The sequence below is a fragment of the Trinickia caryophylli genome (genome assembly GCF_034424545.1).
In the GTDB taxonomy this organism is placed as follows: domain Bacteria; phylum Pseudomonadota; class Gammaproteobacteria; order Burkholderiales; family Burkholderiaceae; genus Trinickia; species Trinickia caryophylli.
Map to the genome: position 1 here is coordinate 3,640,447 of NZ_CP139970.1, position 25,518 is coordinate 3,665,964.

At 66.9% G+C, this 25,518-nt stretch carries 23 protein-coding genes; 17 read left to right on the forward strand and 6 right to left on the reverse strand.

Features of this window, described 5'->3' with window-relative positions:
* The first annotated feature begins 4 nt into the window (after positions 1-4).
* The 12 genes from hpnK to astE all read left to right on the forward strand — a co-directional run bounded on the left by hpnK (position 5) and on the right by astE (position 13,563).
* Positions 5-874: a hopanoid biosynthesis-associated protein HpnK gene (hpnK, locus tag U0034_RS16490; protein ID WP_085226833.1), complete on the forward strand. Its 870-nt coding sequence runs from the start codon at positions 5-7 to the stop codon at positions 872-874.
* The gene (locus tag U0034_RS16495; protein ID WP_085226836.1) at positions 871-1,923 is read left to right on the forward strand and encodes a lysylphosphatidylglycerol synthase domain-containing protein; all 1,053 of its coding nucleotides are present in this window, start codon (positions 871-873) and stop codon (positions 1,921-1,923) included. The genes hpnK and U0034_RS16495 overlap by 4 nt, the downstream gene beginning before the upstream one ends.
* 679 nt (positions 1,924-2,602) lie before the next feature.
* Positions 2,603-3,292: an ABC transporter permease gene (locus U0034_RS16500; protein WP_176072614.1), complete on the forward strand. Its 690-nt coding sequence runs from the start codon at positions 2,603-2,605 to the stop codon at positions 3,290-3,292.
* Positions 3,289-4,002: an ABC transporter permease gene (locus tag U0034_RS16505; protein WP_085226838.1), complete on the forward strand. Its 714-nt coding sequence runs from the start codon at positions 3,289-3,291 to the stop codon at positions 4,000-4,002. Before U0034_RS16500 ends, U0034_RS16505 begins: the two co-directional genes overlap by 4 nt.
* A gap of 15 nt (positions 4,003-4,017) precedes the next feature.
* On the forward strand, positions 4,018-4,815 hold the full coding sequence (locus U0034_RS16510) for an ABC transporter ATP-binding protein (RefSeq protein ID WP_085226841.1): 798 nt from the start codon (positions 4,018-4,020) through the stop codon (positions 4,813-4,815).
* A 108-nt stretch (positions 4,816-4,923) separates the two neighbouring features.
* Positions 4,924-5,994: a GlxA family transcriptional regulator gene (locus U0034_RS16515; RefSeq protein ID WP_085227249.1), complete on the forward strand. Its 1,071-nt coding sequence runs from the start codon at positions 4,924-4,926 to the stop codon at positions 5,992-5,994.
* A 75-nt stretch (positions 5,995-6,069) separates the two neighbouring features.
* The gene (locus tag U0034_RS16520) at positions 6,070-7,287 is read left to right on the forward strand and encodes an aspartate aminotransferase family protein (protein ID WP_085226843.1); all 1,218 of its coding nucleotides are present in this window, start codon (positions 6,070-6,072) and stop codon (positions 7,285-7,287) included.
* A gap of 40 nt (positions 7,288-7,327) precedes the next feature.
* Positions 7,328-8,491 (forward strand): arginine/ornithine succinyltransferase subunit alpha, encoded by a 1,164-nt coding sequence (gene aruF, locus U0034_RS16525; RefSeq protein WP_085226845.1) that lies wholly within the window; start codon positions 7,328-7,330, stop codon positions 8,489-8,491.
* Entirely contained in the window at positions 8,488-9,525 is a 1,038-nt protein-coding gene (gene astA, locus U0034_RS16530) for an arginine N-succinyltransferase (protein ID WP_085226847.1), read from the forward strand. Before aruF ends, astA begins: the two co-directional genes overlap by 4 nt.
* Positions 9,526-9,662: 137 nt before the next feature.
* Positions 9,663-11,129, forward strand: coding sequence for a succinylglutamate-semialdehyde dehydrogenase (gene astD, locus U0034_RS16535; RefSeq protein WP_085227250.1), 1,467 nt, complete (start codon positions 9,663-9,665; stop codon positions 11,127-11,129).
* A gap of 30 nt (positions 11,130-11,159) precedes the next feature.
* Positions 11,160-12,500, forward strand: a complete 1,341-nt coding sequence (gene astB / locus U0034_RS16540; protein ID WP_085226849.1) for an N-succinylarginine dihydrolase — start codon at positions 11,160-11,162, stop codon at positions 12,498-12,500.
* Positions 12,484-13,563 carry a succinylglutamate desuccinylase gene (gene astE / locus U0034_RS16545; protein WP_085226851.1) on the forward strand — a complete coding sequence of 360 codons (1,080 nt, stop codon included), beginning with the start codon at positions 12,484-12,486 and terminating at the stop codon, positions 13,561-13,563. Before astB ends, astE begins: the two co-directional genes overlap by 17 nt.
* A 12-nt stretch (positions 13,564-13,575) precedes the next feature.
* On the opposite strand, the gene gstA is transcribed toward astE, so the two are convergent.
* Positions 13,576-14,193, reverse strand: a complete 618-nt coding sequence (gene gstA / locus U0034_RS16550; protein WP_085226853.1) for a glutathione transferase GstA — start codon at positions 14,191-14,193, stop codon at positions 13,576-13,578.
* A 298-nt stretch (positions 14,194-14,491) separates the two neighbouring features.
* Between gstA and U0034_RS16555 the strand changes: the two genes are divergently transcribed.
* A complete protein-coding gene (locus U0034_RS16555) occupies positions 14,492-14,929 on the forward strand; it encodes an Hsp20/alpha crystallin family protein (RefSeq protein WP_085226855.1) in 438 nt (145 codons plus the stop codon).
* Positions 14,930-15,026: 97 nt separating this feature from the next.
* Here the strand turns inward: U0034_RS16555 and U0034_RS16560 are convergent, their stop codons facing one another.
* Both U0034_RS16560 and U0034_RS16565 read right to left on the reverse strand, forming a co-directional pair.
* Positions 15,027-16,856, reverse strand: a complete 1,830-nt coding sequence (locus tag U0034_RS16560; protein ID WP_085226857.1) for an adenosylcobalamin-dependent ribonucleoside-diphosphate reductase — start codon at positions 16,854-16,856, stop codon at positions 15,027-15,029.
* A 109-nt stretch (positions 16,857-16,965) separates the two neighbouring features.
* Positions 16,966-17,649, reverse strand: a complete 684-nt coding sequence (locus U0034_RS16565) for a hypothetical protein (RefSeq protein ID WP_249037212.1) — start codon at positions 17,647-17,649, stop codon at positions 16,966-16,968.
* Positions 17,650-17,909: 260 nt separating this feature from the next.
* Between U0034_RS16565 and U0034_RS16570 the strand changes: the two genes are divergently transcribed.
* Positions 17,910-18,161 carry a hypothetical protein gene (locus tag U0034_RS16570; protein WP_085226859.1) on the forward strand — a complete coding sequence of 84 codons (252 nt, stop codon included), beginning with the start codon at positions 17,910-17,912 and terminating at the stop codon, positions 18,159-18,161.
* A 63-nt stretch (positions 18,162-18,224) separates the two neighbouring features.
* On the opposite strand, the gene ppsA is transcribed toward U0034_RS16570, so the two are convergent.
* From ppsA to U0034_RS16585, 3 genes are all read right to left on the reverse strand, one after another.
* On the reverse strand, positions 18,225-20,660 hold the full coding sequence (ppsA, locus tag U0034_RS16575; RefSeq protein ID WP_085226861.1) for a phosphoenolpyruvate synthase: 2,436 nt from the start codon (positions 20,658-20,660) through the stop codon (positions 18,225-18,227).
* Between the two features lie 24 nt (positions 20,661-20,684).
* Positions 20,685-21,158 carry a hypothetical protein gene (locus tag U0034_RS16580; RefSeq protein ID WP_085226863.1) on the reverse strand — a complete coding sequence of 158 codons (474 nt, stop codon included), beginning with the start codon at positions 21,156-21,158 and terminating at the stop codon, positions 20,685-20,687.
* A gap of 116 nt (positions 21,159-21,274) precedes the next feature.
* Positions 21,275-22,120 (reverse strand): LysR substrate-binding domain-containing protein, encoded by an 846-nt coding sequence (locus U0034_RS16585; RefSeq protein ID WP_085226866.1) that lies wholly within the window; start codon positions 22,118-22,120, stop codon positions 21,275-21,277.
* Positions 22,121-22,225: 105 nt separating this feature from the next.
* On the opposite strand from U0034_RS16585, the gene U0034_RS16590 reads away from it, so the two are divergent.
* From U0034_RS16590 to U0034_RS16600, 3 genes are all read left to right on the forward strand, one after another.
* A complete protein-coding gene (locus tag U0034_RS16590; RefSeq protein WP_085226868.1) occupies positions 22,226-22,864 on the forward strand; it encodes an FMN-dependent NADH-azoreductase in 639 nt (212 codons plus the stop codon).
* A 300-nt stretch (positions 22,865-23,164) separates the two neighbouring features.
* Complete coding sequence (locus tag U0034_RS16595) at positions 23,165-23,956, forward strand: ABC transporter substrate-binding protein (protein WP_085227252.1); 792 nt, start codon at positions 23,165-23,167, stop codon at positions 23,954-23,956.
* Between the two features lie 223 nt (positions 23,957-24,179).
* Positions 24,180-25,517, forward strand: coding sequence for an EAL and HDOD domain-containing protein (locus U0034_RS16600; RefSeq protein WP_085226870.1), 1,338 nt, complete (start codon positions 24,180-24,182; stop codon positions 25,515-25,517).
* The last annotated feature ends 1 nt before the right edge of the window (position 25,518 follow it).

Genomic DNA, 25,518 nt, shown 5'->3' on the forward strand with positions numbered 1-25,518 from the left:
CAGCGTGAACGCGCCGGCGCCGCGTGCGCTCATCGTTACCGCTGACGATTTCGGGCTCGATCGCCGCGTCAATGCCGCTGTCGAGCGCGCGCATCGCGACGGCGTATTGACGAGCGCCAGCCTGATGGTGGGCGCGCCGGCTGCCGCCGATGCGCTCGAGCGGGCGCGGCGGTGCCCAAGCCTGCGCGTGGGGCTGCATCTCGTGCTGGCCGATGGCGCCCCGACGCTGCCGCCGGCCGAAGTGCCGGCGCTCGTCGGTCCCGACGGCCGCTTCGGCGATGCGATGGTGCGCGACGGCTTCAGGTTTTTCTTCCTTCCTTCCGTGCGGGCGGCACTCGCGCGCGAGATCCGCGCGCAGTTCGAGGCGTTCGCCGCAACGGGCCTCCCCCTCGATCACGTCAACGCGCATAAGCATTTTCACGTGCATCCAACGGTGCTTTCGCTGATCCTTTCGATCGGGCGTGCCTACGGGCTGCGCGCCATCCGGTTGCCGTTCGAGGCGCATGCGCCGTGGTGGCTCGCGCCCTGGATCGCGCTCATGCGGGCGCGGCTCGCGCGAGCGGGGATCGCGCATAACGACTACGTGGTCGGCATCGCCGCCACGGGTCGTATGGACGAGGGCGCCATGCTCGAGGCGCTCGCCGCGTTGCCGCCCGGCGTCGGGGAAATTTACTGTCATCCGGCCGAGGCAGGCGAGGCGCCTCTCACGCCGTCGATGCATGCCTACCGTCACGCCGACGAACTGGCGGCGCTGCTCTCGCCGCGCGTGAAGGCCGCCATGGCCGGCATCGCCCGCGGTGGGTTTGCGGATGTTTGCGGCACCGCCGTCGCGACGCATTCGGGCGCGGTGGAGCAAGAGGGCGGCCGGTTATGACGAAGTGGTTCAAGTGGGCCGGATGGCCCGTCGGGATTGCACTGCTGATCGCGGTGGTCGTGCACGAAGGCGCGGGCGACGTCGTACGCGTGATCGGGCAGGCGGGCTTCTCGCTACTGTGGCTCGTGCCTTTCCATGCGCTGCCGCTGCTGCTCGACGCATGGGCGTGGCGGATCCTGCTCGGTGCGCGCGCGCCGATCGCGTTCCTTTGGTGGGTCGCGACCGTACGCGAGGCGGTGACGCGGCTTTTGCCCGTGGTCGGCGTGGGTGGGGAGATCGTCGGCATCCGGCTCGCGCGCTGGCGCGTGAACGACGCGAGCGTGGTCAGCGCCTCGGTCATCGTCGAGGTGCTGGTCACCATTGCCGTGCAGTATGTGTTTTCCGCGCTCGGGCTCGTGCTGATTCTGGCTTCGACCGGCAGTTCGAATGCAAAAACGATCGGCCTTGCCCTGGCCGTCTCGCTGCCGCTGCCGCTCATCGCCGTGGCGTTGCTGCGTCGTGGCGGCGTCTTTCATGCGATCGAGCGTTTCGCGGCGCGCGCGCTCGGTTCCGAGCATCGGCTCTTGCAGGGCATCGACGGCAAGCGGCTCGACGAGGAAATCGATGCGCTGATGCGCCGCACGGGTATGCTGCTTCGCGCTTTCGCATGGCAGCTCGCCGGCTATGTGCTGGGCGCGCTGGAAACCTATTGGGCGCTCGCGCTGCTCGGGCACCCGGTGTCGGTGGGCGGCGCGATCGCCATCGAGGCCTTGACGCAGGCCGTGCGGCACGCCGCTTTCATGGTGCCCGCGGGCCTTGGCGTGCAGGAAGCAACCGTCGTCCTGCTGGCGCAAATGTTCGGCGTCGGCCGCGAAGTGGCGCTTTCGCTTGCGCTCGTCAAGCGGATGCGGGAGGTCATCTTCGGCTGCGCGGCGCTCGCTTCGTGGCAATGGGCCGAACTCGCGCGGGCCCGGCGCCGCCTGCCCGCCGCGGTGGCGCAGGCCGTGCCGGCACCTGCGGTACGCGACGCCCGATCCGGCAAGGCGCGCGATCGGGATTTCGTGCGCTAGCGCAACGCCGAGGGGCGGCTTGTGCGTCGGGCCGCCGCGCGAATGTGCGGCAGGCCGCTTACGGGTCTGCTCATTGCGTCGCTTATGGGTGTTAACACCGCTGGCCCGCCCTATGCGCGCGGACTAAAGTTCAAGCAACCGGACCCACTTCATACCTAAGGCCAGACGGCACGGCGCAGCGAAGGCAGCGGGGGGCAGGCCAATCGACCGGCATCGTCCGAGCGCGGTTGGCTGCATGCCAGAGATGCTTCGCACCACAGATGCCGATCGACCATGGTCCGGCGCATTGCGCCGACGCTTTGCGCCTCGCGCATCATGACTGTTGCCGGCCGCTCATCGCACGATGACGGCCGGTTCTGTTTTTCGCGTCCGATTTTTTGTCCTATCCGATGGCGGCGCGGCTCATGGCGTCCGAATATCGAAAATGCGACGGGAAACCAGCCTAATCGGGATGCCGTTTGCATGGTGCCATTCGCCTTGCGTTTGAGCCGTGCGCCGCGCCGCCAATCCGATGCGCGTGGACACACGGTGTTTGCTGCGCTGCGGCATAACGTCTCTTCCGGTTTGATGAATCGAATGACGTTTGCGACGATGTGCTGCGCACGCTGCGGCGCCGGCTTCGATCGCCGGCCTTCGCCGCCCGCGCATGTTCGTTTTCAACTACCGAATGGAGACGCCCGTGTTTCTCTACGGCTTCGGGCCGGTCCTGCTCGAGGGGACGGTCCGCACGATCGAGTTGTCGGTGCTTTCGCTGGCTGTCGCGGTGGTACTGGGCCTCGCCGGCGCGGCCGCCAAGCTCGCCCATCACCGCGTGTCGGCGGCGCTGGCCACGGCCTATACGACGCTCATCCGTTCGGTGCCGGACCTGGTTCTGATGCTGCTGCTCTTTTATAGCATTCAGATCGGGCTGAACGAGATCACCGATGCGCTCGGCTTTGCCCAGATCGACATCGATCCGTTCGCGGCCGGCGTGCTCACGCTCGGCTTCATCTATGGCGCCTACTTCACGGAGACTTTTCGCGGTGCTTTTCTCGCGGTGCCGCGCGGGCAGATCGAAGCGGGGCTCGCTTACGGCATGAGCGGTGCACGCGTGTTCGCGCGCATTCTCTTTCCTCAGATGATGCGCTTTGCGCTACCGGGCATCGGCAACAACTGGCAGGTGCTCGTCAAGGCGACGGCCCTCGTCTCGATCATCGGGCTTGCCGATGTGGTCAAAGCCGCGCAGGACGCCGGCAAGAGCACGCTCCAGATGTTCTTCTTTCTGGTCGTGGCCGCGCTCATCTATCTCGCGATCACGACCGCGTCGAACGTCGTGCTCCTGTGGCTCGACCGGCGCTATTCGGCCGGCGTGAGGCGGGCAGAACTATGATCGATATCGTCGCTCAATTCGGCCGTGCGTTTCTGTACTGGGACGGGCAGCGCTTTTCGGGCCTCGCGATGACGCTTTGGCTGCTCGTCGCATCGCTCGTCATCGGCTTCGTCATGGCCGTGCCGCTTGCCGTCGCGCGCGAGTCGCCGAACCGCTGGCTCGCACTGCCGGTGCGCTGCTACACCTATGTGTTCCGGGGCACGCCGCTTTATGTGCAGTTGCTGCTCATCTACAGCGGTGTCTACAGCCTCGAAGCGGTGCGCGCCAATCCGATGCTCGGCGAGTTCTTTCGCAGCGGCCTGAACTGCGCCGTTCTCGCGTTCGGGCTCAACACCGCCGCCTATACGACCGAAATCTTCGCCGGGGCGATCCGCTCGACGTCGCACGGCGAGGTCGAGGCGGCGCGCGCCTACGGCATGAGCCGCTTCACGATGTACCGGCGCGTGATCCTGCCCTCGGCGCTGCGCCGCGCGCTGCCGCTTTACAGCAACGAGGCGATTCTCATGCTGCACGCGACGACGCTCGCGTTCACTGCTACGGTGCCCGACATCCTGAAGGTCGCCCGCGACGCGAATTCGGCCACCTACATGTCGTTCCAGGCGTTCGGCCTCGCCGCGCTGATCTATCTTGCGGTATCGTTCGCACTCGTCGCGGTATTCAGGCGCGCCGAGAGGCGCTGGCTCGCCTACCTGGCCGTCGGCCGTCATTGATCGATTCAGGAGAGCATGGTGCTCCAGCAGAGTTCTCAATCGAACCCGCCCAAGCTTGCGGCGCGCGACATTCACAAACGCTACGGCGACAACGAGGTGCTGAAGGGCGTGACGCTCGAAGCGAAAGCCGGCGACGTCATCAGCATCATCGGTGCGAGCGGCTCGGGCAAGAGCACGTTCCTGCGGTGCGTCAACTTCCTCGAGCGGCCGAACGCGGGCGAGATCGTCGTCGACGGCGAGGCCGTACGCACGAAGCCCGACCGCGAGGGCAATCTGCTGGTGGCGGATCACAAGCAGTTGCAGCGCATGCGCACGAAGCTGGCTATGGTGTTTCAGCACTTCAACCTCTGGGCCCACATGACGGTGCTCGAGAACGTGATGGAAGCGCCCGTACACGTGCTGGGGCTGTCGCGGCGCGAGGCCGAGGAGCGTGCGCGCGTCTATCTCGAGAAGGTCGGCCTCGCGCCGCGGCTCGAGAAGCAGTATCCGTCGCACTTGTCGGGCGGGCAGCAGCAGCGCGTGGCCATCGCGCGGGCGCTGGCGATGCACCCCGACGTGATGCTTTTCGACGAACCGACCTCGGCGCTCGACCCCGAACTCGTGGGCGAAGTGCTGAAAGTCATGCAAAAGCTCGCCGAGGAAGGCCGCACGATGATCGTCGTCACGCACGAGATGGGGTTCGCGCGCAACGTCTCCAATCACGTCATGTTTCTTCACCAGGGCCGCACCGAGGAGCAGGGCGATCCATCGGAGGTGCTCGTCACGCCGCGGAGCGAACGCCTCAAGCAGTTTCTCTCCGGCAGCCTCAAGTAGCGGCGCGGCCATGGGCGAAGGCGTCGCAATCCGGTGCCGAGCGGTGTGCCGGCCGGCTTTGTCGCCGCAGCGGCTGCGGCGGTTCCGCGCGGCATCGCGGGTGCAAGCATGACGGTGCGCCCGCCCTCGGGCGTGCCGCGTGTGACCGAGGTCGCCGTCGTTGCGCTGCCGCCCGTTTCGCTCTCGGGCCTCGCGCCTATCGTCGATACCCTTTCGCTCGCCAACGAGATCGACGGGCGGCAGCGGTTTCGCATGCGCATCTGCTCGTGGGACGGGCGGCCCGTTTCGCTCTCGGGCGGCGCGGTCCTGCCAGCCGATTGCGCGTTCGGCGACGGGCTCGCCTGCGACTGGCTCATCGTCCTGACCGAGCGCTTCCAGCAGTTTGCCGACTACCGGCTTTTTCTCGCGTCGCTCGCGCGCGTCGGGCAGCGCACGCCGCTCGTCAGCGGAATTCACCACGGCGTCTGGTGGCTCGCGATGGCCGGACAGCTTTCCGGCTACCGCGTGAGCGTCAACTGGGAGACCTATCAACAGTTCGCCGAGCAGTTCGAGCGCTCGATCGTCACGCAGCAGATCTTCGAAATCGACCGCGATCGCGCCACCTGCGCGGGCGGGCAGGCGAGCGCCGACTTCATGCTCGCGATGATCGCGCGCGAACACGGTGCCGAGTTGGCCGAGCGCATCGCCGACACCCTCGGGCTCGGCGCGCTGCGCCAGGCGGAGGAGCGCCAGCGCATTCCTTATGTGACGGCGCCGGGCGAGCGGCATCCGCGGCTCAATGACGCGCTCAAGCTGATGGAGGCGAATGTCGAGGATCCGCTCACGACGGACGAGATCGCCGAGGCAGTCGGCGTTTCGCGGCGGCAGCTCGAGCGGCTCTTTCGCCAGTACCTCGGTGCGATGCCGTCCAAATATTACCTGGGCCTGCGGCTCGTCAAGGCCCGGCTGCAACTGCAGCGCACGAGCAAATCGATCGTGCAGGTGAGTCTCGCCTGTGGGTTCGCGTCGGCGGCGCATTTCTCGAATGCCTACCGGGAGCGCTTTGGCGTCACGCCGCGCGAGGAGCGCCGCAACTGGATCGCGCGGCAGGGCTCGGGTGCGCCGTTTGCGGCGGAACCTCGTGCCGGCGCGCTGATCGAGCCCCCCGAGGCGGGCGCGACGCGCACCGAACCCCGATAAATCGCGTCGCGGATGCGCAAGACGCCGGCGCGAAGGTTTTCTAGACTATTGCCATTGCCTCCGAGAGGATTTGCCATGAACGAGTTCGCTGTGAATCGCCAGACGTTCGACGACGTCATGGTGCCCGTGTTTTCGCCCGCCTCCTTCATGCCGGTGCGCGGCCTCGGCTCCCGCGTCTGGGATTCGGACGGGCGGGACTATGTCGATTTCACGGGCGGTATCGCGGTGACGGCGCTCGGGCATACCCATCCCGAGCTCGTGCGCGTGCTGCACGAGCAAGGCGGGCGCCTGTGGCACGTGAGCAACGCCTATACGAACGAGCCGGTGCTGCGCCTCGCGAGGCGGCTGGAGACGCTGACGTTCGCACAGCGCGCGTTTTTCGCCAACTCCGGCGCGGAGGCGAACGAGGCGGCGCTCAAGCTCGCGCGCCGCGTCGCGCTCGAACGCCACGGCGCGGAAAAGTTCGAAATCGTCTCGTTCGCGCAGTCGTTTCACGGCCGCACGCTCTTTACCGTCAGCGTGGGCGGGCAGCCCAAGTACGCCGAGGGCTTCGGGCCGGTACCGGCCGGTATAGTCCATCTGCCCTACAACGACGCCGAGGCGGCGCGGCAGGCGATCGGGCCGCGCACGTGTGCCGTGATCGTCGAGCCGATCCAGGGCGAAGGCGGCGTGATTCCGGCCGACCCGGCGTTCCTGCGCACATTGCGCGAAGCCTGCGATGCGCACGGTGCGCTGCTGATCTTCGACGAAGTGCAAACGGGCGTGGGCCGCACGGGCCATCTCTATGCCTACATGGACACGGGCGTGACGCCCGACATCCTGACCACCGCCAAGGCACTGGGTAATGGCTTTCCGATCGCCGCGATGCTGACGACGAACGAGATCGCCGCGCATTTCAAGGTCGGTGTGCACGGTTCGACCTATGGCGGCAACCCGCTCGGAGCGGCCATCGCCGACAAGGTGGTCGAACTCGTCAGCGACCCCGCGCTGCTGGATGGCGTCCGGCGGCGCAGCGCCGCCCTCGTTGCCCGGCTCGATGCGATCGGCAAGCGCTTCGGGCTCATCAAGGAAATTCGCGGCAAGGGGCTGCTGATCGGTGCCGAGCTCAGCGCGACATTCGAGGGGCGTGCGAAGGACTTCGTCAACGCGGCGGCCGGCGAGGGCGTGATGCTGCTGATCGCGGGGCCGAACGTGCTGCGTTTCGCGCCGTCGCTGATCATCCCCGACGCCGATCTCGAAGAAGGGTTCGCCCGCCTCGAGCGGGCGATCGAGCGGGTCGTCGCGGTTCGCTGATGGCGGCCTGCCCACCTTTCGTCATCGCTTAGGAGCAACGATGCTCTTCGTACGTCCAGGAAGGCTTTCCGATCTCGATGCACTCGAGCGGATGGCGCGCGCGGCGCAGCCCGTGCTTCATTCTCTGCCGCATGACCGGCAGGCGCTCGAAGCGCGTGTTGCGCTTTCCGAGGATTCGTTTCGCGCCGAGGTCGATTTCCCGGGCGAGGAGTTCTATCTGTTCGTGCTTGAGGACGGCGCGAGCGGCAAGCTCCTCGGCACCGCGAGCATCGTCGCATCGGCCGGTTACGCGGAGCCGTTCTACGTTTTCCGTAACGATGCGCTGATTCACGCGTCGCGCGAGCTGCACGTCAATCGCAAGATCCACGCGCTCACGATGTCGCACGAACTGACGGGCCTGTCGCGGCTCGCGGGCTTCTATGTCGATCCGGCACTGCCCGGCGACGCGGCCGCGCACCTGCTGTCGCGCGCGCGGATGATGTACGTTGCGGCCAACCGCCGACGCTTCACGCCCGATGTGTTCTCCCTGCTGCTCGGCGTGACCGACGACGTGGGCACCTCGCCGTTCTGGGAGGCGGTCGGCCGCAGGTTTTTCCGGCGGGATTTTGCCGAGGTCGAGAAAATTTCGGGTGGGCGCAGCCGCACGTTCATCGCCGAAGTCATGCCGACCTATCCGCTTTACGTGCCGCTCTTGCCCGAGGCCGCTCAGCGCGTGCTCGGCGAACCCAACGCGAAGAGCCTCGTCGCTTACGACATCCACCTCGAAGAGGGCTTCGAGCCCGATCGCTTCGTCGATATTTTCGATGCGGGCCCGGTGCTGACGGCACGTGTAGAGCGCAGCGCCTGCGCACGCTACAACGAGACGCGCACGGTTCGCGAGGCGGACGGGGCGGGCGAGGTGGGCGAGGCAGCGGCGGTGGCGGCGCGGCGCGTCGATCCGGGGACGACGACCTACCTCGTGGCCGGAAACGGCGCGGGCGGCTTTCGCTGCATCCTGGCGGACCTGCCGGGCGAGCCCGAACCGCAGGCACCGCTGGCCGCAGTCGAGCGCGCGCTGCTCGACGTCGTGCCCGGCGACGCCGTTCGATGCGTGCCGCTGCATCGCCGGCCCGACGAGAGCCTCGATGGCGAAGGCGGTGACGGCTTCTACACGCGGGCTCCCTCGTCCGGCCTTTCGACTCATTCTTGGGGAGCCACGCGATGATCGTCGTTCGTGCCGTCGATACGGAGGACCTCGACTCGCTCGTGGCCCTGGCGGGGGAAACGGGGCCGGGGCTCACGACCTTCAAGCCCGATCGGGAAGCGCTCGCCGCGCGCATCGCGCGCGCGCGCCGTACGCTCGAGGGCCGCGCGGGCCCGCACGAGGAGGGCTACCTCTTCGTTATGGAAGACGCGGCGACGGGCGATGTCGCGGGCGTGTGCGGCATCGAGGCGCGCGTGGGTCTCGAGCAGCCGTTTTACAACTACCGCGTGAGCACAGTCGTGCATGCGAGCCAGGAACTGGGCGTATGGACCCGGATGTCGCTGCTCAACATTTCGCACGACCTGACGGGCTATGCGGAAGTCTGCTCGCTGTTCCTTTCGCCGCGTTACCGCGCACACGGTGTGGGCGGCCTGCTGTCGCGCTCGCGCTTCATGTTCATCGCGCAGTTTCGGGACCGCTTTCCCGAGCGCCTGTGCGCGGAACTGCGTGGCCATTTCGATGCGGACGGCACCTCGCCGTTCTGGCGCGCGGTGGGCTCGCACTTCTATCAGATCGATTTCAATGCGGCCGATTACCTCAGTGCACACGGGCGCAAATCGTTTCTGGCGGAGCTGATGCCGCGTTATCCGGTTTATGCCGACCTGTTGCCCGAGGAGGCGCAGCGCGTGATCGGGCTCACGCATCACGACACGGCGCCGGCGCGCACGATGCTCGAGGCTGAAGGGCTGCGCTATCAGAATCACGTCGATATCTTCGACGCGGGCCCCGTGCTCGAATGCCATATCAACGACTTGCGCACCGTACGCGAAAGCGTTGTCGTGCAAGTGATCGTCGACGATGCCGTCACGCCCGAATCGGACGATGCACCGCGCTTCCTCGTGTCGAATACGTCGCTGACGGGCTTTCGCGTCGGCGTTGCTGCGGGCGTGGTCGAAGAAGGCGCTATGCGGCTTCCCCCCTCGGACGCCGCGGCGCTCGGTGTGAAGGCGGGCGATCCGATTCGTGTGCTCGCGCTCTCCCGGCGTGCCCGATGAGAGGCGCCGAAGCGGGGCAGACCGGCGGAGAAGCACATGCAAACGCAAACGCACAGGCAAAAGCACAGGCAAAAGCACAGGCAAAAGCACAGGCAAAAGCACAGGCAAAAGCAGGCACAGCAGACAGGCTGATCGATATGAGCGAACTTTTCATCGAAGGCGAATGGGTGGCCGCGAGTGGCCCGATGTTTTCGTCCCATCACCCAGGCACCGGCGAAGCGGTCTGGCAAGGCGGCAGCGCGACGACTGACGACGTCGATCGCGCCGTGCGCAGCGCGCGGCGAGCATTTGCCGAGTGGTCGGCGCTGCCGTTCGACGCGCGTTGCGAGATCGTGCGTCGTTTCGCAGCTCTTTTGGGCGAGCGCAAGGAAGCGCTCGCTCACGCGATCGGGCGGGAGACCGGCAAGCCGCTGTGGGAAGCGCGTACCGAAGTGACGGCGATGGCGGCGAAGGTCGATATCTCGATCACGGCCTACGCTGAACGCACGGGCGAAAGACGCACGGCAATGGCCGACGGCGTGGCCGTCCTGCGGCATCGGCCGCATGGTGTCGTCGCCGTCTTCGGCCCGTACAACTTCCCGGGGCATTTGCCGAACGGCCATATCGTCCCCGCGCTGATCGCCGGCAACACTGTGGTGTTCAAGCCGTCGGAGCGGGCGCCCGGCGTGGCGCAGGCGACCGTCGCGATCTGGCACGACGCGGGATTGCCGGCTGGCGTGCTCAATCTCGTGCAAGGCGAGAAGGACACCGGGGTCGCGCTCGCGAACCATCGGCAGATCGACGGGCTGTTCTTCACCGGCAGCTCCGATACCGGTACGCTGCTGCACAAGCAGTTCGGCGGGCGGCCCGAAATCGTGCTCGCACTCGAGATGGGCGGCAACAATCCGCTCGTCGTGGCGGAGGTTGCCGATATCGATGCGGCCGTGCATCACACGATCCAGTCGGCGTACCTCTCGGCCGGGCAGCGCTGCACCTGTGCGCGGCGCATCTTCGTGCCGCGCGGGACGTTTGGCGACCGCTTTCTCGCGCGGTTCGCCGAAGTGACGTCGCGCATCGTCTACGGGCTCTACGATGCCGAGCCGCAGCCGTTCATGGGCGCGGTCATCACGGCGCGCGCGGCAGGGCGCCTCGTTGCGGCCCAACAGCGGCTCGTCGCGGCGGGCGCGCGGGCACTCCTGCCAATGACGCAGCGCGATCCGGCACTCGGTTTCGTGAGCCCCGCGATTCTCGACGTGAGCGAGGTGCGTGCGTTGCCCGATGAAGAGCATTTTGGCCCGCTCGCTCAGGTGCTCCGCTACGAGCGCCTCGAGGAGGCCATCGAGCGCGCGAACGACACCGTCTACGGGCTTTCGGCCGGGCTGCTGGCCGACGACGAAGCCGCATGGGCGCAGTTCCAGCGGACGATTCGTGCCGGCATCGTCAACTGGAACCGGCCCACCAACGGAGCATCGTCGGCCGCGCCATTCGGCGGTACGGGCCGCTCGGGCAATCACCGGCCGAGCGCCTATTACGCGGCGGATTACTGCGCTTATCCGATGGCATCGGTCGAAAGCGAGATGCTGCGCATGCCGGCGAGCGTTTCGCCCGGACTTTCATTTCAGTAACCTCGGCCACCGAACGATCAGGGAATCACGATGCAAGCACGGGAAGCCAACTTCGACGGACTCGTCGGTCCGACGCACAACTACGCGGGGCTGTCGTATGGCAACGTGGCGTCGCAGACGAACGAGAAATCGGTCGCGAACCCGCTCGCCGCCGCGCGGCAGGGGTTACGCAAGATGAAGCAGCTCGCCGACCTCGGCTTTGCGCAGGGCGTGCTGCCTCCGCAGGAACGGCCCTCGTTGCGATTGCTGCGCGAGCTTGGCTTTTCGGGAACGGACGCGCGCGTGATCGAGCGCGCGGCAAAGGAAGCGCCGGAACTGCTCGCGGCCGCAAGTTCGGCTTCGGCCATGTGGACGGCGAATGCCGCCACGGTCAGCCCGTCCGCGGATACCGCCGACGGCCGCGTACATTTCACGCCGGCCAACCTCACGAGCAAGCTCCATCGCGCGATCGAACACGAGGCGACGCGGCGGACGCTGGCGGCGATCTTTGCGAGCGAGCGGCACTTCGTCGTGCATGAGGCGTTGCCGGGCACGCCGGCGCTCGGGGACGAGGGAGCGGCCAATCACACGCGGTTTTGCGCCGATTACGGCGAGCGCGGCGTCGAGTTCTTCGTCTATGGCCGCAGCGAATACCGCCGCGGGCCGGAGCCGCAGCGCTACCCGGCCCGGCAGACGTTCGAGGCGAGTCGTGCCGTTGCGCAGCGGCACGGGCTAGGCGAAGAGCGCACGGTCTATGCGCAGCAAAATCCCGAGGTCGTCGACGCCGGCGTTTTCCACAACGACGTCATTGCCGTCGGCAATCGCCGGACGCTCTTTTGCCACCAACGCGCGTTCGTCGACCAGACGGCCGTCTACGATCGGTTGCGCACGCAACTTTCCGCGCTCGGCGCCGGGCTCGACGTGATCGAGGTGCCCGACGCGCGCGTGAGCGTTGCCGACGCGGTATCGTCCTATCTCTTCAACAGCCAGTTGTTGAGCCGCCCGGGCGGGCGCGACGTGCTGGTCTTGCCGCAGGAGTGCCGCGAGAACCCGCGGGTGGCGGCTTATCTCGACGATCTCGTGAGCGGCTCGGGGCCGATCGGCGAAGTGCTCGTCTTCGATTTGCGCGAGAGCATGAAAAACGGCGGCGGGCCCGCGTGTCTGCGCCTTCGCGTCGTGCTCAGCGACGCGGAGCGCGCGGCCGTGACGCCCGGCGTGTGGATCGACGATGCCCTGTTCGGGCGCCTCGATGCATGGATCGGCAAGCATTATCGCGACCGGCTGGCGCCGAGCGATCTGGCGGATCCGAGGCTGCTCGACGAATCGCGCACGGCGCTCGACGAACTGACGCAGATTCTCGGACTCGGTTCGCTTTATGACTTCCAGCGCTAGCGCACCCGCTTCGGCGGTGGTGAACGATTTCCTCGCATTCACGTTGGCGGGCGCGCGGCCGGACCGGGCCGGTGCCAGCGGGGTATGCGCCAGCGGTGCACGCTATATCTGGCGCGACGATGGCGTGCTTGCGTTCGAGCCTTCGCAGGCTGACGAGGCGCTCGCGGCAAGCGGCTCGCCGCCCGCGAGCGTCGTCGTTTCGGCCGGCGTGCACGGTGACGAAACCGCGCCGATCGAACTCGTTTCGCGCATGGTGGCCGACATCGCGAGCGGTGTGTTGCCGCTTGGGTGCCGCCTGCTCGTCGTGCTGGGCAATGTGGAGGCGATGCGCGCGGGCCGTCGCTACCTCGACGACGACATGAACCGGCTCTTTTGCGGCCGGCATGCCGCATTGCCGGCGAGCGGGGAAGCGCGGCGCGCGGCGGCACTCGAAGCTGCCACGATGCGGTTTTTTCGCGATGCGGCGCCGGCCGGCACCGCCGCCCGCTGGCATATCGACATGCATACGGCGATCCGCGCATCGGTGTTCGAGCAGTTCGCGCTGCTGCCGCATACGGGTGAGGCGCCGTCGCGCGCGATGATGGCGTGGCTTGCGCGGGCTCGCATCGCGGCCGTGCTGCTGCATACGGCGAAGAGCAGCACGTACTCGCAATACACGGCCCAAACGTTCGGCGCGACGGCTTGCACGCTCGAGCTGGGCAAGATCGAGCCGTTCGGGCACAACGATCTCTTGCGTTTCGCGTCGGCCGATCGCGCCGTGCGCGCGCTCGCGACGCAGGAGCGGCTCGAGGGCGGCGAGGGTGGCGAGGGCGGGGCGCTCCCGCGCGTCTTCACCGTGGTCGACCAGATCACGAAGCGCAGCGAAGCGTTCGAACTCTACCTCGATGTCGACGTGCCGAATTTCACAGCGTTGGACAAGGGCACGTTGCTGGCCGCCGACGGCGATTATCGCTATGTCGTCTCGCGCGACGGCGAGCGGATCGTCTTTCCGAATCCCGGAGTCAAGCCGGGCCTGCGCGCAGGCCTCATCGTCGTCGAAACCGGCGCTGCGCGGCCGGCGTGAATGTGCGCCGGCTCAAAGCGTTCTGACGAGCCCCTCCGCAATCAACGTTTCGCGCACCTTCGGCCGTTTCGACACGCGGGTCATGTAGGCCTTCAGATTCGGATACGACGCCAGGTCGATCTTGAGCGGCCGGCTCCAGTTGACGACCGTGAAGCAATACGCGTCCGCCACCGTAAACTCGCTTCCGCTCAGGTAATCGCGCGAAGCGAGCACCTCGTCGAGTTCGGAGAAGCGTGCGTGCAGCCGCGCGAGCGCGAGCTCGCGCGCCGATGCGTGAACCTCTTCGTGAAAGAGCCAGGGGCTGAACGTCTTGTGCAGTTCGGTCGAGACAAAGGTGAGCCACTCGATAACGGCAAGACGCGGCACCGTTCCGATGCGCGGCATCAGCAGCCCGCGCGCATCGAGGTCGCCGACGTACTGCAACAGCGCGGCCGCTTCCGTGTGTCGCGAGCCGTCGTCGAGTTCGATCAGGGGGACGTAGCCGCGTGGCGAAATCGCCCGATAGTCTTCGCCGCTTGCAAGCTGGTGCGTCTTCAGATCGACTTTGATCGCATCGAACGGGATGCCCGCTTCGACGAGCGCGATATGGACGGCCAGCGAGCATGCGCCCGGCGAGTAGTAAAGCTTCATCGTTTTCCCTCCATCTGATTCGGACCGAACCGGCTTCGTGCGGCGCGCCATGCGAAGCGACCCGGCACAGGGCGTTCATGTCGGAAGATTCCCGCCGGCAACGATACCATCAGCCGGTACGAATGCGCATCGCGGCGGCTGGGTCGAGATGGGCGGCCGTTGACGCAAATCAATCGAACGCTGCGCAGTCGGCCTAGAGTGGAATGGCGGCATGAGTGGCATGCCCGCAAGGCCATGCTTTATTCATGGCCACTTGCGCCCCCCCTCGTTTGTCACGATCATTTCAGGAGCGAATGCAATGAGCAATTTGACGCGTCATGACCCGTTCTCGATCGACTCGATTCCGGATCTTTTCCAAGGCTTCTTTCGGCCGATGCGCTCTCTCGCGTTGTCCAACGGCGACATGCCGCTCGCAGCCGTGAAGGTGGACGTGACCGAGACCGATACGGCGTACGCGGTCAAGGCGGAACTGCCGGGCGTCGACAAAAAAGACATCGACGTCAAGATCGACGGCAATGTCGTTTCCATCAGCGCGAAGGCGGAGCGCAACAAGGAACTCAAGGAGGGCGAGCGCGTGATTCGCAGCGAGCGCTACTCGGGCATGTTCAGCCGCACGTTCTCGCTGGAAAGCGATATCGACGAAAGCGCGGCGAGCGCGCAGTACCAGGACGGCGTGTTGTCGTTGACGCTGCCCAAGAAGGCCTCCGCGGCGCGCAAGCATCTCGAGATCAACTGAGTTCGCGGTACCGCCCGGGTTCGCGCCCGCGTCGCATTCGGACGCGGGTGCGCGAATCCGGTTCATCCGCCGAACGACGCGCCCGGCGCGGAGCGTCTCAGCACGTGCCGCACGGGGGCGCGGGCGGGACGGCCGGAGCCGTTATTGTTATTGCCTGCGCGTCCCGCGTCTCGCGCGCGTGGGCGGGCTCGGACGCGAACACCGCATCGAGCGCGGGATCCGGACGAAACACCGTGATCCCCTTCAGCCCGGCACGCCACGCGTCAAGGAACAGCGCCTCGACCTCGGCCGTCGTGCTTTCGGGTGAAAGCATCACGGTCTTGGAGATTGCGGCGTCGACGAACGGCTGAAGCGCCGCCAGCATCGCGAGCTGATCGGCGGGTGAGACCTGCGCCGCATTTCTGAAATAGTCGGGCAAGGGGGCATGGCTGCCTGTCAGTGCGCGAAAGAGCCGTGCGCCGTGATTTTCCACCTGATAGATGCGCGGCTGTGCCGTACCGAGACGAATTGCGCGCCGATAAACCCAGTCATAAGCCGGCTCGATGCCGTTCGAGCAGTTGTCGGCGAACGCCAGACTCACGCTGCCGGTAGGTGCGAACGAGAGCAGATGACTGTTGCGCAGGCCGTGGCGCTCCACCGCTTCGCGCACGCTGGCAGGCAACTGCGCGCCGAAGCGGCCGGCAGCAAGGTGATGCGCCGCGTCGTAGAGAGGATAGGGGCCGCGTTGTGCCGCGAGCGCGGCCGAGGCCGCGTAGGCCTCGTCGCGCAAACACATCGCTATGCGGGCTGCCATTTGCCGCGCGGCTGGCGTGTCGTAGGCGAGCCGCAGCATGGCGAGCGCATCGGCCAGGCCGGTGATGCCCACGCCGATGCGCCGCTTGGCCGATGCTTCCGATGCATGCTGCGGCAGCGGCCAACGCGTGAGCGCGAGCACGTTGTCGAGCAGGCGCACCTGTGTGCGCACGCGCGCGGCCAGGCGCACGAAATCCAGAGCGGGCGGGCCGCCGATCCCGAATGGGCAACGCACGAGGCGGCTCAGGTCGACGGGGCCCAGCACGCAACTGCCCCATGCGGGCAGTGGCTGCTCTCCGCACGGGTTCGTCGCCGCGATGGTTTCGATTTCGGAGAGGTTGTCGGCGGCGCGTATCGTGTCGAGAAACAGCAGCCCCGGCTCCGCGCTGTCGCGCGCGCAATCGACGATTTCGCGCCAAAGCGCGCGCGCCGGCATCTCGGCGTACCGCCACCGTCCGTCCGCGGCGCGTGATTCCGCGCCCATGAGGTGCGAGGCCGGCGCCGCGCGATGCACGAGCGCCCAGGGCAGATCGGCCTCGACCGCGCGCAGGAATGCGTCTGTCACGGCCACTGACACGTTGAACGTACGCCAGCGCTTGCGCCCGCGCTTGGCCCGGACAAAGGCCGGCAGATCGGGATGATCGCAGCGCAGCACCGCCATCTGCGCGCCGCGCCTAGTTCCCGCCATCGACAGGCGTTCGCACGACGCGTCGAAGCGCTCGACGATGCGGCAGACGTCGCGTGCCTGCCCATCGCCGCCGGCCGCGGCTGGCGCGACGGACGAAAAGTCGTAGCCAACACCGCCGCCCATCGCGAGCGTCGCTGCCGCATCGGCGAGTGCGGCAGCAATCTGGGCCGCATCGGGAACGGCGTCGGCGGCGCCTATCGGATGGACGAAACAGTTGACCATTGTCGCGGCGTGCGCGGTGCCCGCATTGGCCATGACGCGTCCTGCTCCGATCGATCCCTCGAGCATGTTGCGGTAAAACCGCCGTGAGGCAAGCGCGCGCTCCGCAGGGGCTTCCGCGGCGGCGAGTGCTTGAGCGACGCGGCGGAATACGTCGCGGCGACCGCTTTCGCCGGGTGCGAGGTAGCGGTCGGCGAGCACGGCGGCGCTGACCGCCTGCTGCGGCATCGGTGGCGGTCGTTCCCGACCGGGGCGGTGCGAGTTCTCTCGGCTGCGCTCGCTCATGCTGTCTCGGGGCTCAGGCGTCGGCTCGGACTCGGCGTGCCTTATCGCGGAGTCAGCGCATCGCCGCGATGGCTTGCCAGCCGCCGGGGCAGGTCGCGCCGTACGGATAGTACTGGCCGTAATACGGGCAGTAATACCAATACGTCACACCGGGCGGCGGCGCCACGACGTACGGCGGTACATACGGGTCGGGGTACGGATAGACGGGGCCAGGGTAGAAGTACCACACCCCGCCGACGATCCACCACCAGCCAGGGCGTCCGCGATGCGGGCCGTGATGCCACCGGCCGCTTTGCCATACGCGAATGTCGTGCTCGCCGAAGCGGCCGATGTCGCCATGCCAGGGCGCAGCCGCGGGCCTTCCCGGCGGCGATACGAAGTTTCCCGGCTGATGGGGCGCGACAGGTGGTTGATGAGGAACACCGGCCGGTTGGCGCGGGCCGGCACCGGGCGGGCGCGGCGCGATACCCGGGGATACGCCTGGGGCAACGCCGGGTTGGGGGCGTGGCGTGGCCGGCGACATGGCCGGCGGCGCGGGGCTTGGCTGCGGCGCGCCGACGCCCGGCGCCCGCTGCATCGCTCCGCCCTGCAGGCCGGGGCCCGGCCTGCCCGCTTCGCCATGCGGCGGCCCCGCTACGCCGCCCTGGCCGGGCGCCTGGGGCGGCGCGGCCAGCGAGAGCGCGCAGCAGCCGAAGAGCAGGGCTGCAGTCAGGGTTTTTCCGATACCGAATGCCATGGTTCCTCCGCCATGCGCTTCGTCTTTCACCAGGATAGGCTTGCCTGCCCGATCGCGCTTGACGGACATCAACGCGCCTGGCGGGGTACGGACGAATCCGGTGTAGGGGGGCGCTGACAAGGCGAGGTATCGATTGACGCGAATCTCGGCGCGCGCTGATTTCAGAATGGCGTGCCGCTGCCGATACTGTACTTAACGGCGCTGGGAATGAAGATTTGCGGTGCCGGTGCGGTCAAGAGTCGGTCGAAGGAGTCGATGCCATGAACGACGAAAAGATTTCGCTTCACGCCCTCGTGGACAAGTGGCTTGCTCCCACAGCGGATGCGCCGGCCCGCGTTATCCGCATCGGTCGCGTGGCCGCTACCGGGCGGCGCTACGTGTGTGTGGAAGGCCCGGCTTCGCGCGGCCCGCTCGCCCTGTTTCTGTTCCGCCACGACGATGGCTGCTGGCGCGTGTTTCCGCCCACGGACACGCGGCCTGTCATGCGGCAGGCGTTTGCGCTCGCATGCTGAACGTCGCCCGCCGGAAGCCCCGCGGCTGACCGATGCCGCGAGGCATCCGAGGCATCCGAGGCATCATGAGGCGGCGGCTGCCGATGCGGCTTCGGCTTCGGCGATGCGCCGTTTGACGGCGACGAAACTGTCCGGCGTGACGGAGACCGAATCGATACCCTCGGCCACGAGAAACGACGCAAACGCCGGCCGATCGCTCGGAGCCTGGCCGCATAAGCCCACCTTCGCTTTGGCCCGGTGAGCGGCCTCGATGACGTGCGCAATCATCCATTTCACCGCATCGTCCTCTTCGTCGAAGAGCGGCGCGAGCTCGGCTGCGTCGCGGTCGACACCGAGCGTGAGCTGGGTCAGATCGTTGCTGCCGATCGAGAATCTGTCGAAGCGTGCCGCGAAAGCCTCGGCCAGAATCACGTTCGACGGGATCTCGCACATCACGTAGACCTGCAGGCCGTCTTCTGCGCGCCGCAAGCCGTGCTCCGCCATTGCCGCCAGCACGCGGTCAGCCTCCTTCGTCGAGCGGCAGAAGGGGATCATCACGATCACGTTCGTGAAGCCGAGCGTGCGGCGCAGGCGATCGATCGCTCGGCATTCGAGCGCGAAGCCGTCGCGGTAGCGCGGCGAGTCGTAGCGCGATGCACCCCGGAACCCCAGCATCGGGTTTTCCTCTTTCGGCTCGAATTGCGCACCGCCGATCAGGTTGGCGTACTCGTTCGTCTTGAAGTCGCTCATGCGCACGATCACCGGGTGCGGATGCTGCACGGCTGCGATGCGTGCGAGCCCGCGGGCGAGGCGTTGCACGAAATAGTCGCAGCGATCGGCGTAGCCGGCTGTCAGCGTGTCGATCGCGTGCCGCGCGTCGGCGTCGGCGAGCGCGTCGTAGTGCGCGAGCGCCATGGGGTGGATCTTGACGTCGTTGCCGATTACGAACTCCATGCGTGCCAGCCCGACGCCGTCGGCCGGCAGCCGCCACCAGCGCAGCGCGGCGGCCGGATTGCCGAGATTGAGCATCACCTGCGTGCGCGTGGCGGGCAAGCCGGCGAAATCGATCTCCTCGACCGTGTAGGCCGCCTGTCCCTCGTAGATGAAGCCCTCGCTGCCTTGCGCGCAACAGACCGTCACCTCCTGTTCGTCGTGCAGCACGTCGGTGGCATTGCCTGTGCCGACGACGGCAGGAAGGCCCAGCTCACGGCTGACGATCGCCGCGTGCGAGGTTCGCCCGCCGTGATCGGTGACGATTGCCGAAGCCCGACGCATGAGCGGCAGCCAGTCCGGATCGGTCGTATGCGTGACGAGGATCGCGCCATCGACGAAGCGTTGCGCCTCGCGCGGACTTTCTATCACGCGGACCGGCCCGCTAGCGATGGCCTCGCCCACCGCGACGCCGGAAAGCAGCCGGCGTCCCGCGTGTTCGAGCCGGTAGGTCTGCACGGCGCTGGCGGCACGGCGCGACTGTACGGTCTCCGGCCGGGCCTGCACGATGAAGAGCTCGTTCGTGATCCCGTCCTTGGCCCACTCGATGTCCATCGGTCGCCCGTAATGGCGCTCGATGGTGCAGGCCATGCGCGCGAGCGCCAGAATCTCGTCGTCGGCGAGCACGAATGCGGCGCGCTCGGCCTTCGATGTCGGCACATTGCGTGTCGGCTGATCGGAGCTTGCTGCGTAAATCATCTTGCGCGCTTTCTCGCCGCGCTTTTTCTCGATGATCGGCACGCACGCCGGGTCTTCCAACAAGGGTTTGAAGACTTCGTATTCGTCGGGATCGACCATGCCCTGCACGACGTTTTCGCCGAGTCCCCACGATGCGTCGATGACGACGATTTTCTCGAAGCCCGTCTCGGTATCGATCGAGAACATCACGCCGGCGCCGCCGAGGTCCGCGCGTACCATCCGCTGTACGCCGATCGACAGCGCCACTTTCGTGTGATCGAATCCCTTGGCCTCGCGGTAGCTGATCGCGCGATCGGTGAAGAGCGACGCGTAGCAACGCCGGCAGGCGGCGATCAACGCGCGCTCGCCGCGCACATTGAGGTAGGTCTCCTGCTGTCCCGCGAAACTCGCGTCGGGTAAATCCTCCGCGGTCGCGCTCGAGCGTACCGCGACGTCGATCTCGACATCGGCCTGTGTGCCGCCGCCGGAAGTGCGTCGGCACAGCTGCCGGTATGCGTCGCGTATCGCGTCGGCGACCGGCACGGGCCATTCGCCCGTGAGGATCGCGCGGCGAATCGTCTCTCCGGTTTCGGCGAGCGAACGCTTGCCCGCCGCAAGATTGGCGATGGCCTCGTCGATCGTCGCGCGCAGGCCATTTTCATCGATGAAGCGCCAGTAGGCGTCGGCGGTCGTCGCGAACCCGGGCGGAACGTTGACACCTTCGCCGGCGAGGGTGGCAACCATCTCGCCAAGGGAGGCGTTCTTGCCGCCGACGCGCGCGACATCGTCGCGCCGCAACTGCTCGAACCAGACGATCGGTGTGAAGGGCGCAGCGTCGGTGCGTTCGATCATGGCAGACTCCAGCGGTTGCGCGCTTCAAATGCTGATATAGCCCTCGAAGCTCCAGGGCAAAGCCAGTTGCGGCCTGCCGGCAGCCTCGTGCGACCGGTCGATCGCCGTGCCGGAAAACCCCGGGCTGCCGTCATCGGAAAATACGGGCACGAACGAAAAGACGTCGTTGACCGTGACGAGAAAATCCGGGTTGAACATCGACGGCGCGTAGATCGATATCCGCGTGAAGAACGAGGGCGCCGGCGCACGGGGCACGGGACCCTCGACATCCGTGATCAGTGCGGCGGCGGTGTCATAGTGGGCGGGCAACAGATAACGGCGCCCGTCATGTTCGACCACGGCCGCCGGTGTCAATCGAAGCGTCGCACCCGGATAGCGCAGTGCGTACGCCGGCTGCGCGGCAGGCCCGTCCGGGCCGATCGCAAGCGGCGGACGAGCCCAGAGCGAAAGGGTGAGCGGGCCCGCGCGTTGGGCGAAGTACTCGGCCAGCCAGTTCATGTCTGCCTCCTGTCGATCGTTCGAGCCGACGTGATCGATTGTGGAAGCCGGCGCATCGGCCGTGATTGATATGGGTCAACGAGATACGGCCGCGCGCCCACGCGCGAACAGGCCCCTCAAGCCAGATCGCGCTTCGCCTCGGCGCTCAGTTCCTCGACGAGCGCATTCGCATTCGCGCTCGTGCCGCCGAATAGCGCGAACTCCACGTCGGGCAGCGCGGGCAGCCCCGATGGCGGCTCGACGCTGCGCAGGCCTGCCTCGATGCGGCTGGCGGGCATCGGCGCGATGGCGAGCCCGGCGCGCACGGCGGCGACAAGCCCGTTGCTGCTCGCGCACACGACGGCAATCCGACTTTCGACGCCCGCTTGCGCGAGCGCGGCGAGCGCCGCTTCGCGATAGGGGCAAGGCTCGGGGAAAACGGCAAGCGGTACGGGCAGCGCCGCGTCCACCGCGAGCCAATCGGCCGCGGCCCAGACGAGCGGCTCGCGCCACAATTCACGCCCGGCCCGGTCGTCGCGGCAACGCCCGCCAAGCACGACGTCCAGCTCGCCGCGGTCCATCGCCTGCAGCAGCAAACCAGGGATGCCGATCGTCACCTCGAACGCGAGTTCGGGATGGCGCAGACCGAATCCGTGCAGCCGCTCCATCACGCGCACGTGCGCGAAATCTTCCGACATGCCGATGCGCAACGAACCGTCCGCCGGCGTGCGGTGCAAGCGTGTTTGCGCATCCCGGTTCAGCGAAAGAATCGCGCGCGCGTAGCCGAGCAGCATTTCGCCGTCCGGCGTGAGCGACACCGAACGCGTCGTGCGTGCAAGCAGCGCTTTGCCGGCCTGCTGCTCGAGCCGGCGCAGATGCGCGCTGATCGCCGATTGCGTCAAATGCAGCCGTGCCGCCGCGCGCGTGAAGCTGCCCTCTTGCGCGACGGTCACGAACGAGCGCAGCAGCACGGTATCGAACATGGTCATTCAGTTTGATTCGTAATGAATACGTGCAGAATACTTCGTTTTCATTTTCGCCGTTGCTGTGTTGAGATGGTGCGCCTACAACCGCTCAGGAGCCACTCCATGGCCAAGCTGCTGCACATCGAAGCTTCTCCGCGCAAAGCGCGCTCCGCATCGCTCGAGGTTGCGCGGGCGTTCGTCGAGGCTTACCGCCAGGCTCATTCGGCGGCACACGTCGCTTCGCTCGATCTTTGGCAGGCCGCGTTGCCCGAGTTCGACGGCGCGGCGCTCGACGCGAAATACGCGGGCCTGTCGGGTGCGCCGCTCAGCGCCGCGCAGGAGGCGGCATGGGACGGCATACGCGCGCTGGCCGCGCCGCTGCACGAGGCCGAGACGCTGCTCTTCTCGGTCCCGCTTTGGAATTTCTCGATCCCCTACAAGCTGAAGCATTTCATCGACGCCGTGTCGCAAAAGGACGTGCTTTTCACGTTCGATCCGGCACAGGGGTTCGGCGGCCTTTTGCAGGGCAAGCGTGCCGTCGTCGTCTATGCGCGTGGACTCGATTACGGCCGTCAGTCGATGACCCCGGCGGAGCGCTTCGATTTTCAGCAGCCGTTTCTCGATGCGTGGCTGCGTTTCGTCGGCATTGACGACATCGAAACGATCGTCGTCGAGAAGACGCTTTACGGTCCCGAACTCGACACCGCCGCGCGCCGCGAAGCATCTGCTGCGGCACAGGCGCTCGCGCGGGCGCGACCATAAGGCGCACGGAGACGGAGACGCAGGCGAAGCGCACGGGCGAAGGCCCGCGCCGCGCACTCGCCGGACTTGCGGCCGGGCGACGCCGACTTGCGTCTTCCGGCAGCCGCGCGCCCCGCTTCATCGGATCTTTTTCTCGGGTGATTCCTGTATGCCGCTGGCCCCGCGCGGCATACAATGCCGGTCCATTTCGTCTGGTGCGCCGCACAAGACCAGCCGCGCGTGTTTGAACGCGGATTTTGGCGCATCGACGATGCGCATCGGGCCTCGCCCTCGTTTCAACTCTCAAAGGATCTGCCTCCGATGAAATTGCACTCGCGAATCCGCGCATGGATGCTTGCCGTGGCCGCACTGATGGCTGCGGGTAGCGCCAGTGCTGCCGAACTGAAGGAAATTCGCTTCGGCGTCGAAGCCGCGTATGCCCCGTTCGAATCGAAATCTCCGAGCGGTCAGCTCGAAGGCTTCGATATCGATGTCGGCAACGCCGTCTGCGCGAAGCTCAAAGCGAAGTGCGTATGGGTCGAGAACGACTTCGACGGGCTTATCCCCGCGCTCGCCGCGCGCAAGTTCGACGCGATCAATTCGGATATGACGATTACCGCCCAGCGCAAGCGGGCCGTCGACTTCACCGATCCCATTTACTCGATTCCGAATCAACTCGTCGCGAAGCAGGGCAGCGGTCTGATGCCGAATCCGGCCTCGCTCAAGGGCAAGCGTGTGGGCGTATTGCAAGGAACCATTCAGGAATCTTACGCAAAGGCGAAATGGGCGCCGGCCGGTGTCGACGTCGTTTCCTACCAGACGCAGGACCAGGCGTATGCCGACCTCGTCGCCGGCCGGCTCGACGCGTCGTTCCAGGACTCGGAGGCGGCCGCCAAGGGCTTTCTGAAGCGTCCGCAAGGCGCCGGCTTCGCATTCGCGGGGCCGACCGTCGCCGACGATACGCTGCTCGGCTCGGGCGTGGGCTATGGCGTGCGCAAAGGCGACAAGGCGCTCAAGGCGGCGCTCGACCAGGCGTTGCGCGAGCTAAAGGCCGACGGCACGATCGAGCGCATCGCCGCCAGGTATTTCAATGTGAAGGTCGTGCTCAAGTAAGCGGCGAGCGCAGGCGCACAGGTGCGCCGCCCTGGCCCGCAAGCCGGTGCGGGCGGCGTGCCCGTATGGTTTCCCCGTTCGGCAATCGTTTGCGGCCCGGCCATCTTGCGCTATCGGAGGGCGTGGGCGTCATCGTATAATCGCCCCGACTGACCACCACACGGGGCTGGTGCATTGCGCGCCAGATGCAATAACAACAAGCAAGCGAACGAGAGGGGCGTTGATGGACCTTACTCACGATACGGCGGCGCGTCACGCGGCCGGCACCGAAACGCCTTCGTCCGAGGGCCAGCCCGCGGCGGGGCATCCGGTGCGGCAGCCGCTCGTGGATGCCGAAGGGCTGCTATGCGGCTACGAACTGATCGCGCGCCACTCGCCCATCGATGAGCCCGAGGCCGATGGGCCCGACGCCAGTGCTGCGGCAATCCGCGCCACGCTCGACATGCTGGCCGCACCGGGCGTGTACGCCGCGCTTGGGGGCCATCGGGGCTACCTCAATACGACACGGGCGCTTCTCTTTTCCGACGATCTTTCGCGCATCGCGCCCGATCGCTTCTTCCTCGAACTGCCGCGGGACATTACCGCCGACGCCGAACTGATCGCACGCCTCGTGCTGCTGCATGCCAAGCGCTACCGCTTCGTCATCGACAGCGTGGCACAGCCCGATGCCACGTTCGGCAAGCTGCTGCCCTATGCGTACGCGGTCAAGATCGACGTCGCAGCCGTGGATCCCGAGTTTCTCGTCAAGCTTGCCACCGCGCTGAAATCGGCCGGCAAGATTCTCATCGCGCTGGGCGTCAATTCGCAAGAGATGTTCGAGCGCGCCAAGGCCGCGCATTTCGACGTATTCCAGGGCTATTTCTTCGCGCGCGCGCAACAGCAGGGCACCCGGCGCGCGAGCGCGCCGCGGCAGGCGCTCCTGAACCTCCTGCGGCTGCTCGCCTCGGACCCGAGCGTGGCGCAGCTGGAAGCGGAGCTCAAGCTCAATCCGATTCTCGTGATGCATATCATGCGCCTCGCGAATTCCGGCGAGGGAAGCATCGGACGCAAGGTGGCGACATTGCGCGACGCGATCAACGCGACCGGTACGAACCGCATCGCGCGCTGGACGCAACTGCTGCTCTACGCAGATGGACGCAAGGTGCGTCTCGAAGACGATCCGCTCGTACAGATGGCCGCCACGCGCGCGCGTTTCATGGAAATGGCGTCCGCGCGGCTTGCCCACGCGAACCGCAAGGTAATCGACGGGGCCTTTCTGACCGGGGTCTTCTCGCTCGTCGATGCCGTGTTCGGCGGTTCGCTCGATTCGACGCTGGAAGCACTGGGGCTTGCCACGCACATTCGCGCGGCGATCGCACGCCGCGAGGGGCTGCTCGGCACGTTGCTCGACGCGATCGTCGCGATCGAGCAGGCCGATTGGGCCGCGCTCGACAAGACGGCCGAAACGCTGGCGCCGCTCACGTCGACCGAACTCGCGGAACTCGCGATTGCGGCTGCCGCATGGGCAAGCACGGCCGAACAGCATGGCGAAAACGCCGGGCTTGAACGGGTGGACGAGTAAA

What these genes read in the sequence shown, in the direction of transcription:
- U0034_RS16495 (WP_085226836.1), top strand. Translation starts at nt 871, where the DNA reads ATGACGAAGTGGTTCAAGTGGGCCGGATGGCCCGTCGGGATTGCACTG.
- U0034_RS16505 (WP_085226838.1), top strand. Translation starts at nt 3,289, where the DNA reads ATGATCGATATCGTCGCTCAATTCGGCCGTGCGTTTCTGTACTGGGAC.
- U0034_RS16510 (WP_085226841.1), top strand. Translation starts at nt 4,018, where the DNA reads ATGGTGCTCCAGCAGAGTTCTCAATCGAACCCGCCCAAGCTTGCGGCG.
- U0034_RS16515 (WP_085227249.1), top strand. Translation starts at nt 4,924, where the DNA reads ATGACGGTGCGCCCGCCCTCGGGCGTGCCGCGTGTGACCGAGGTCGCC.
- U0034_RS16520 (WP_085226843.1), top strand. Translation starts at nt 6,070, where the DNA reads ATGAACGAGTTCGCTGTGAATCGCCAGACGTTCGACGACGTCATGGTG.
- aruF (WP_085226845.1), top strand. Translation starts at nt 7,328, where the DNA reads ATGCTCTTCGTACGTCCAGGAAGGCTTTCCGATCTCGATGCACTCGAG.
- astA (WP_085226847.1), top strand. Translation starts at nt 8,488, where the DNA reads ATGATCGTCGTTCGTGCCGTCGATACGGAGGACCTCGACTCGCTCGTG.
- astD (WP_085227250.1), top strand. Translation starts at nt 9,663, where the DNA reads ATGAGCGAACTTTTCATCGAAGGCGAATGGGTGGCCGCGAGTGGCCCG.
- astB (WP_085226849.1), top strand. Translation starts at nt 11,160, where the DNA reads ATGCAAGCACGGGAAGCCAACTTCGACGGACTCGTCGGTCCGACGCAC.
- astE (WP_085226851.1), top strand. Translation starts at nt 12,484, where the DNA reads ATGACTTCCAGCGCTAGCGCACCCGCTTCGGCGGTGGTGAACGATTTC.
- gstA (WP_085226853.1), bottom strand. Translation starts at nt 14,193, where the DNA reads ATGAAGCTTTACTACTCGCCGGGCGCATGCTCGCTGGCCGTCCATATC.
- U0034_RS16555 (WP_085226855.1), top strand. Translation starts at nt 14,492, where the DNA reads ATGAGCAATTTGACGCGTCATGACCCGTTCTCGATCGACTCGATTCCG.
- U0034_RS16560 (WP_085226857.1), bottom strand. Translation starts at nt 16,856, where the DNA reads ATGCCGCAGCAGGCGGTCAGCGCCGCCGTGCTCGCCGACCGCTACCTC.
- U0034_RS16565 (WP_249037212.1), bottom strand. Translation starts at nt 17,649, where the DNA reads ATGGCATTCGGTATCGGAAAAACCCTGACTGCAGCCCTGCTCTTCGGC.
- U0034_RS16570 (WP_085226859.1), top strand. Translation starts at nt 17,910, where the DNA reads ATGAACGACGAAAAGATTTCGCTTCACGCCCTCGTGGACAAGTGGCTT.
- ppsA (WP_085226861.1), bottom strand. Translation starts at nt 20,660, where the DNA reads ATGATCGAACGCACCGACGCTGCGCCCTTCACACCGATCGTCTGGTTC.
- U0034_RS16580 (WP_085226863.1), bottom strand. Translation starts at nt 21,158, where the DNA reads ATGAACTGGCTGGCCGAGTACTTCGCCCAACGCGCGGGCCCGCTCACC.
- U0034_RS16585 (WP_085226866.1), bottom strand. Translation starts at nt 22,120, where the DNA reads ATGTTCGATACCGTGCTGCTGCGCTCGTTCGTGACCGTCGCGCAAGAG.
- U0034_RS16590 (WP_085226868.1), top strand. Translation starts at nt 22,226, where the DNA reads ATGGCCAAGCTGCTGCACATCGAAGCTTCTCCGCGCAAAGCGCGCTCC.
- U0034_RS16595 (WP_085227252.1), top strand. Translation starts at nt 23,165, where the DNA reads ATGAAATTGCACTCGCGAATCCGCGCATGGATGCTTGCCGTGGCCGCA.
- U0034_RS16600 (WP_085226870.1), top strand. Translation starts at nt 24,180, where the DNA reads ATGGACCTTACTCACGATACGGCGGCGCGTCACGCGGCCGGCACCGAA.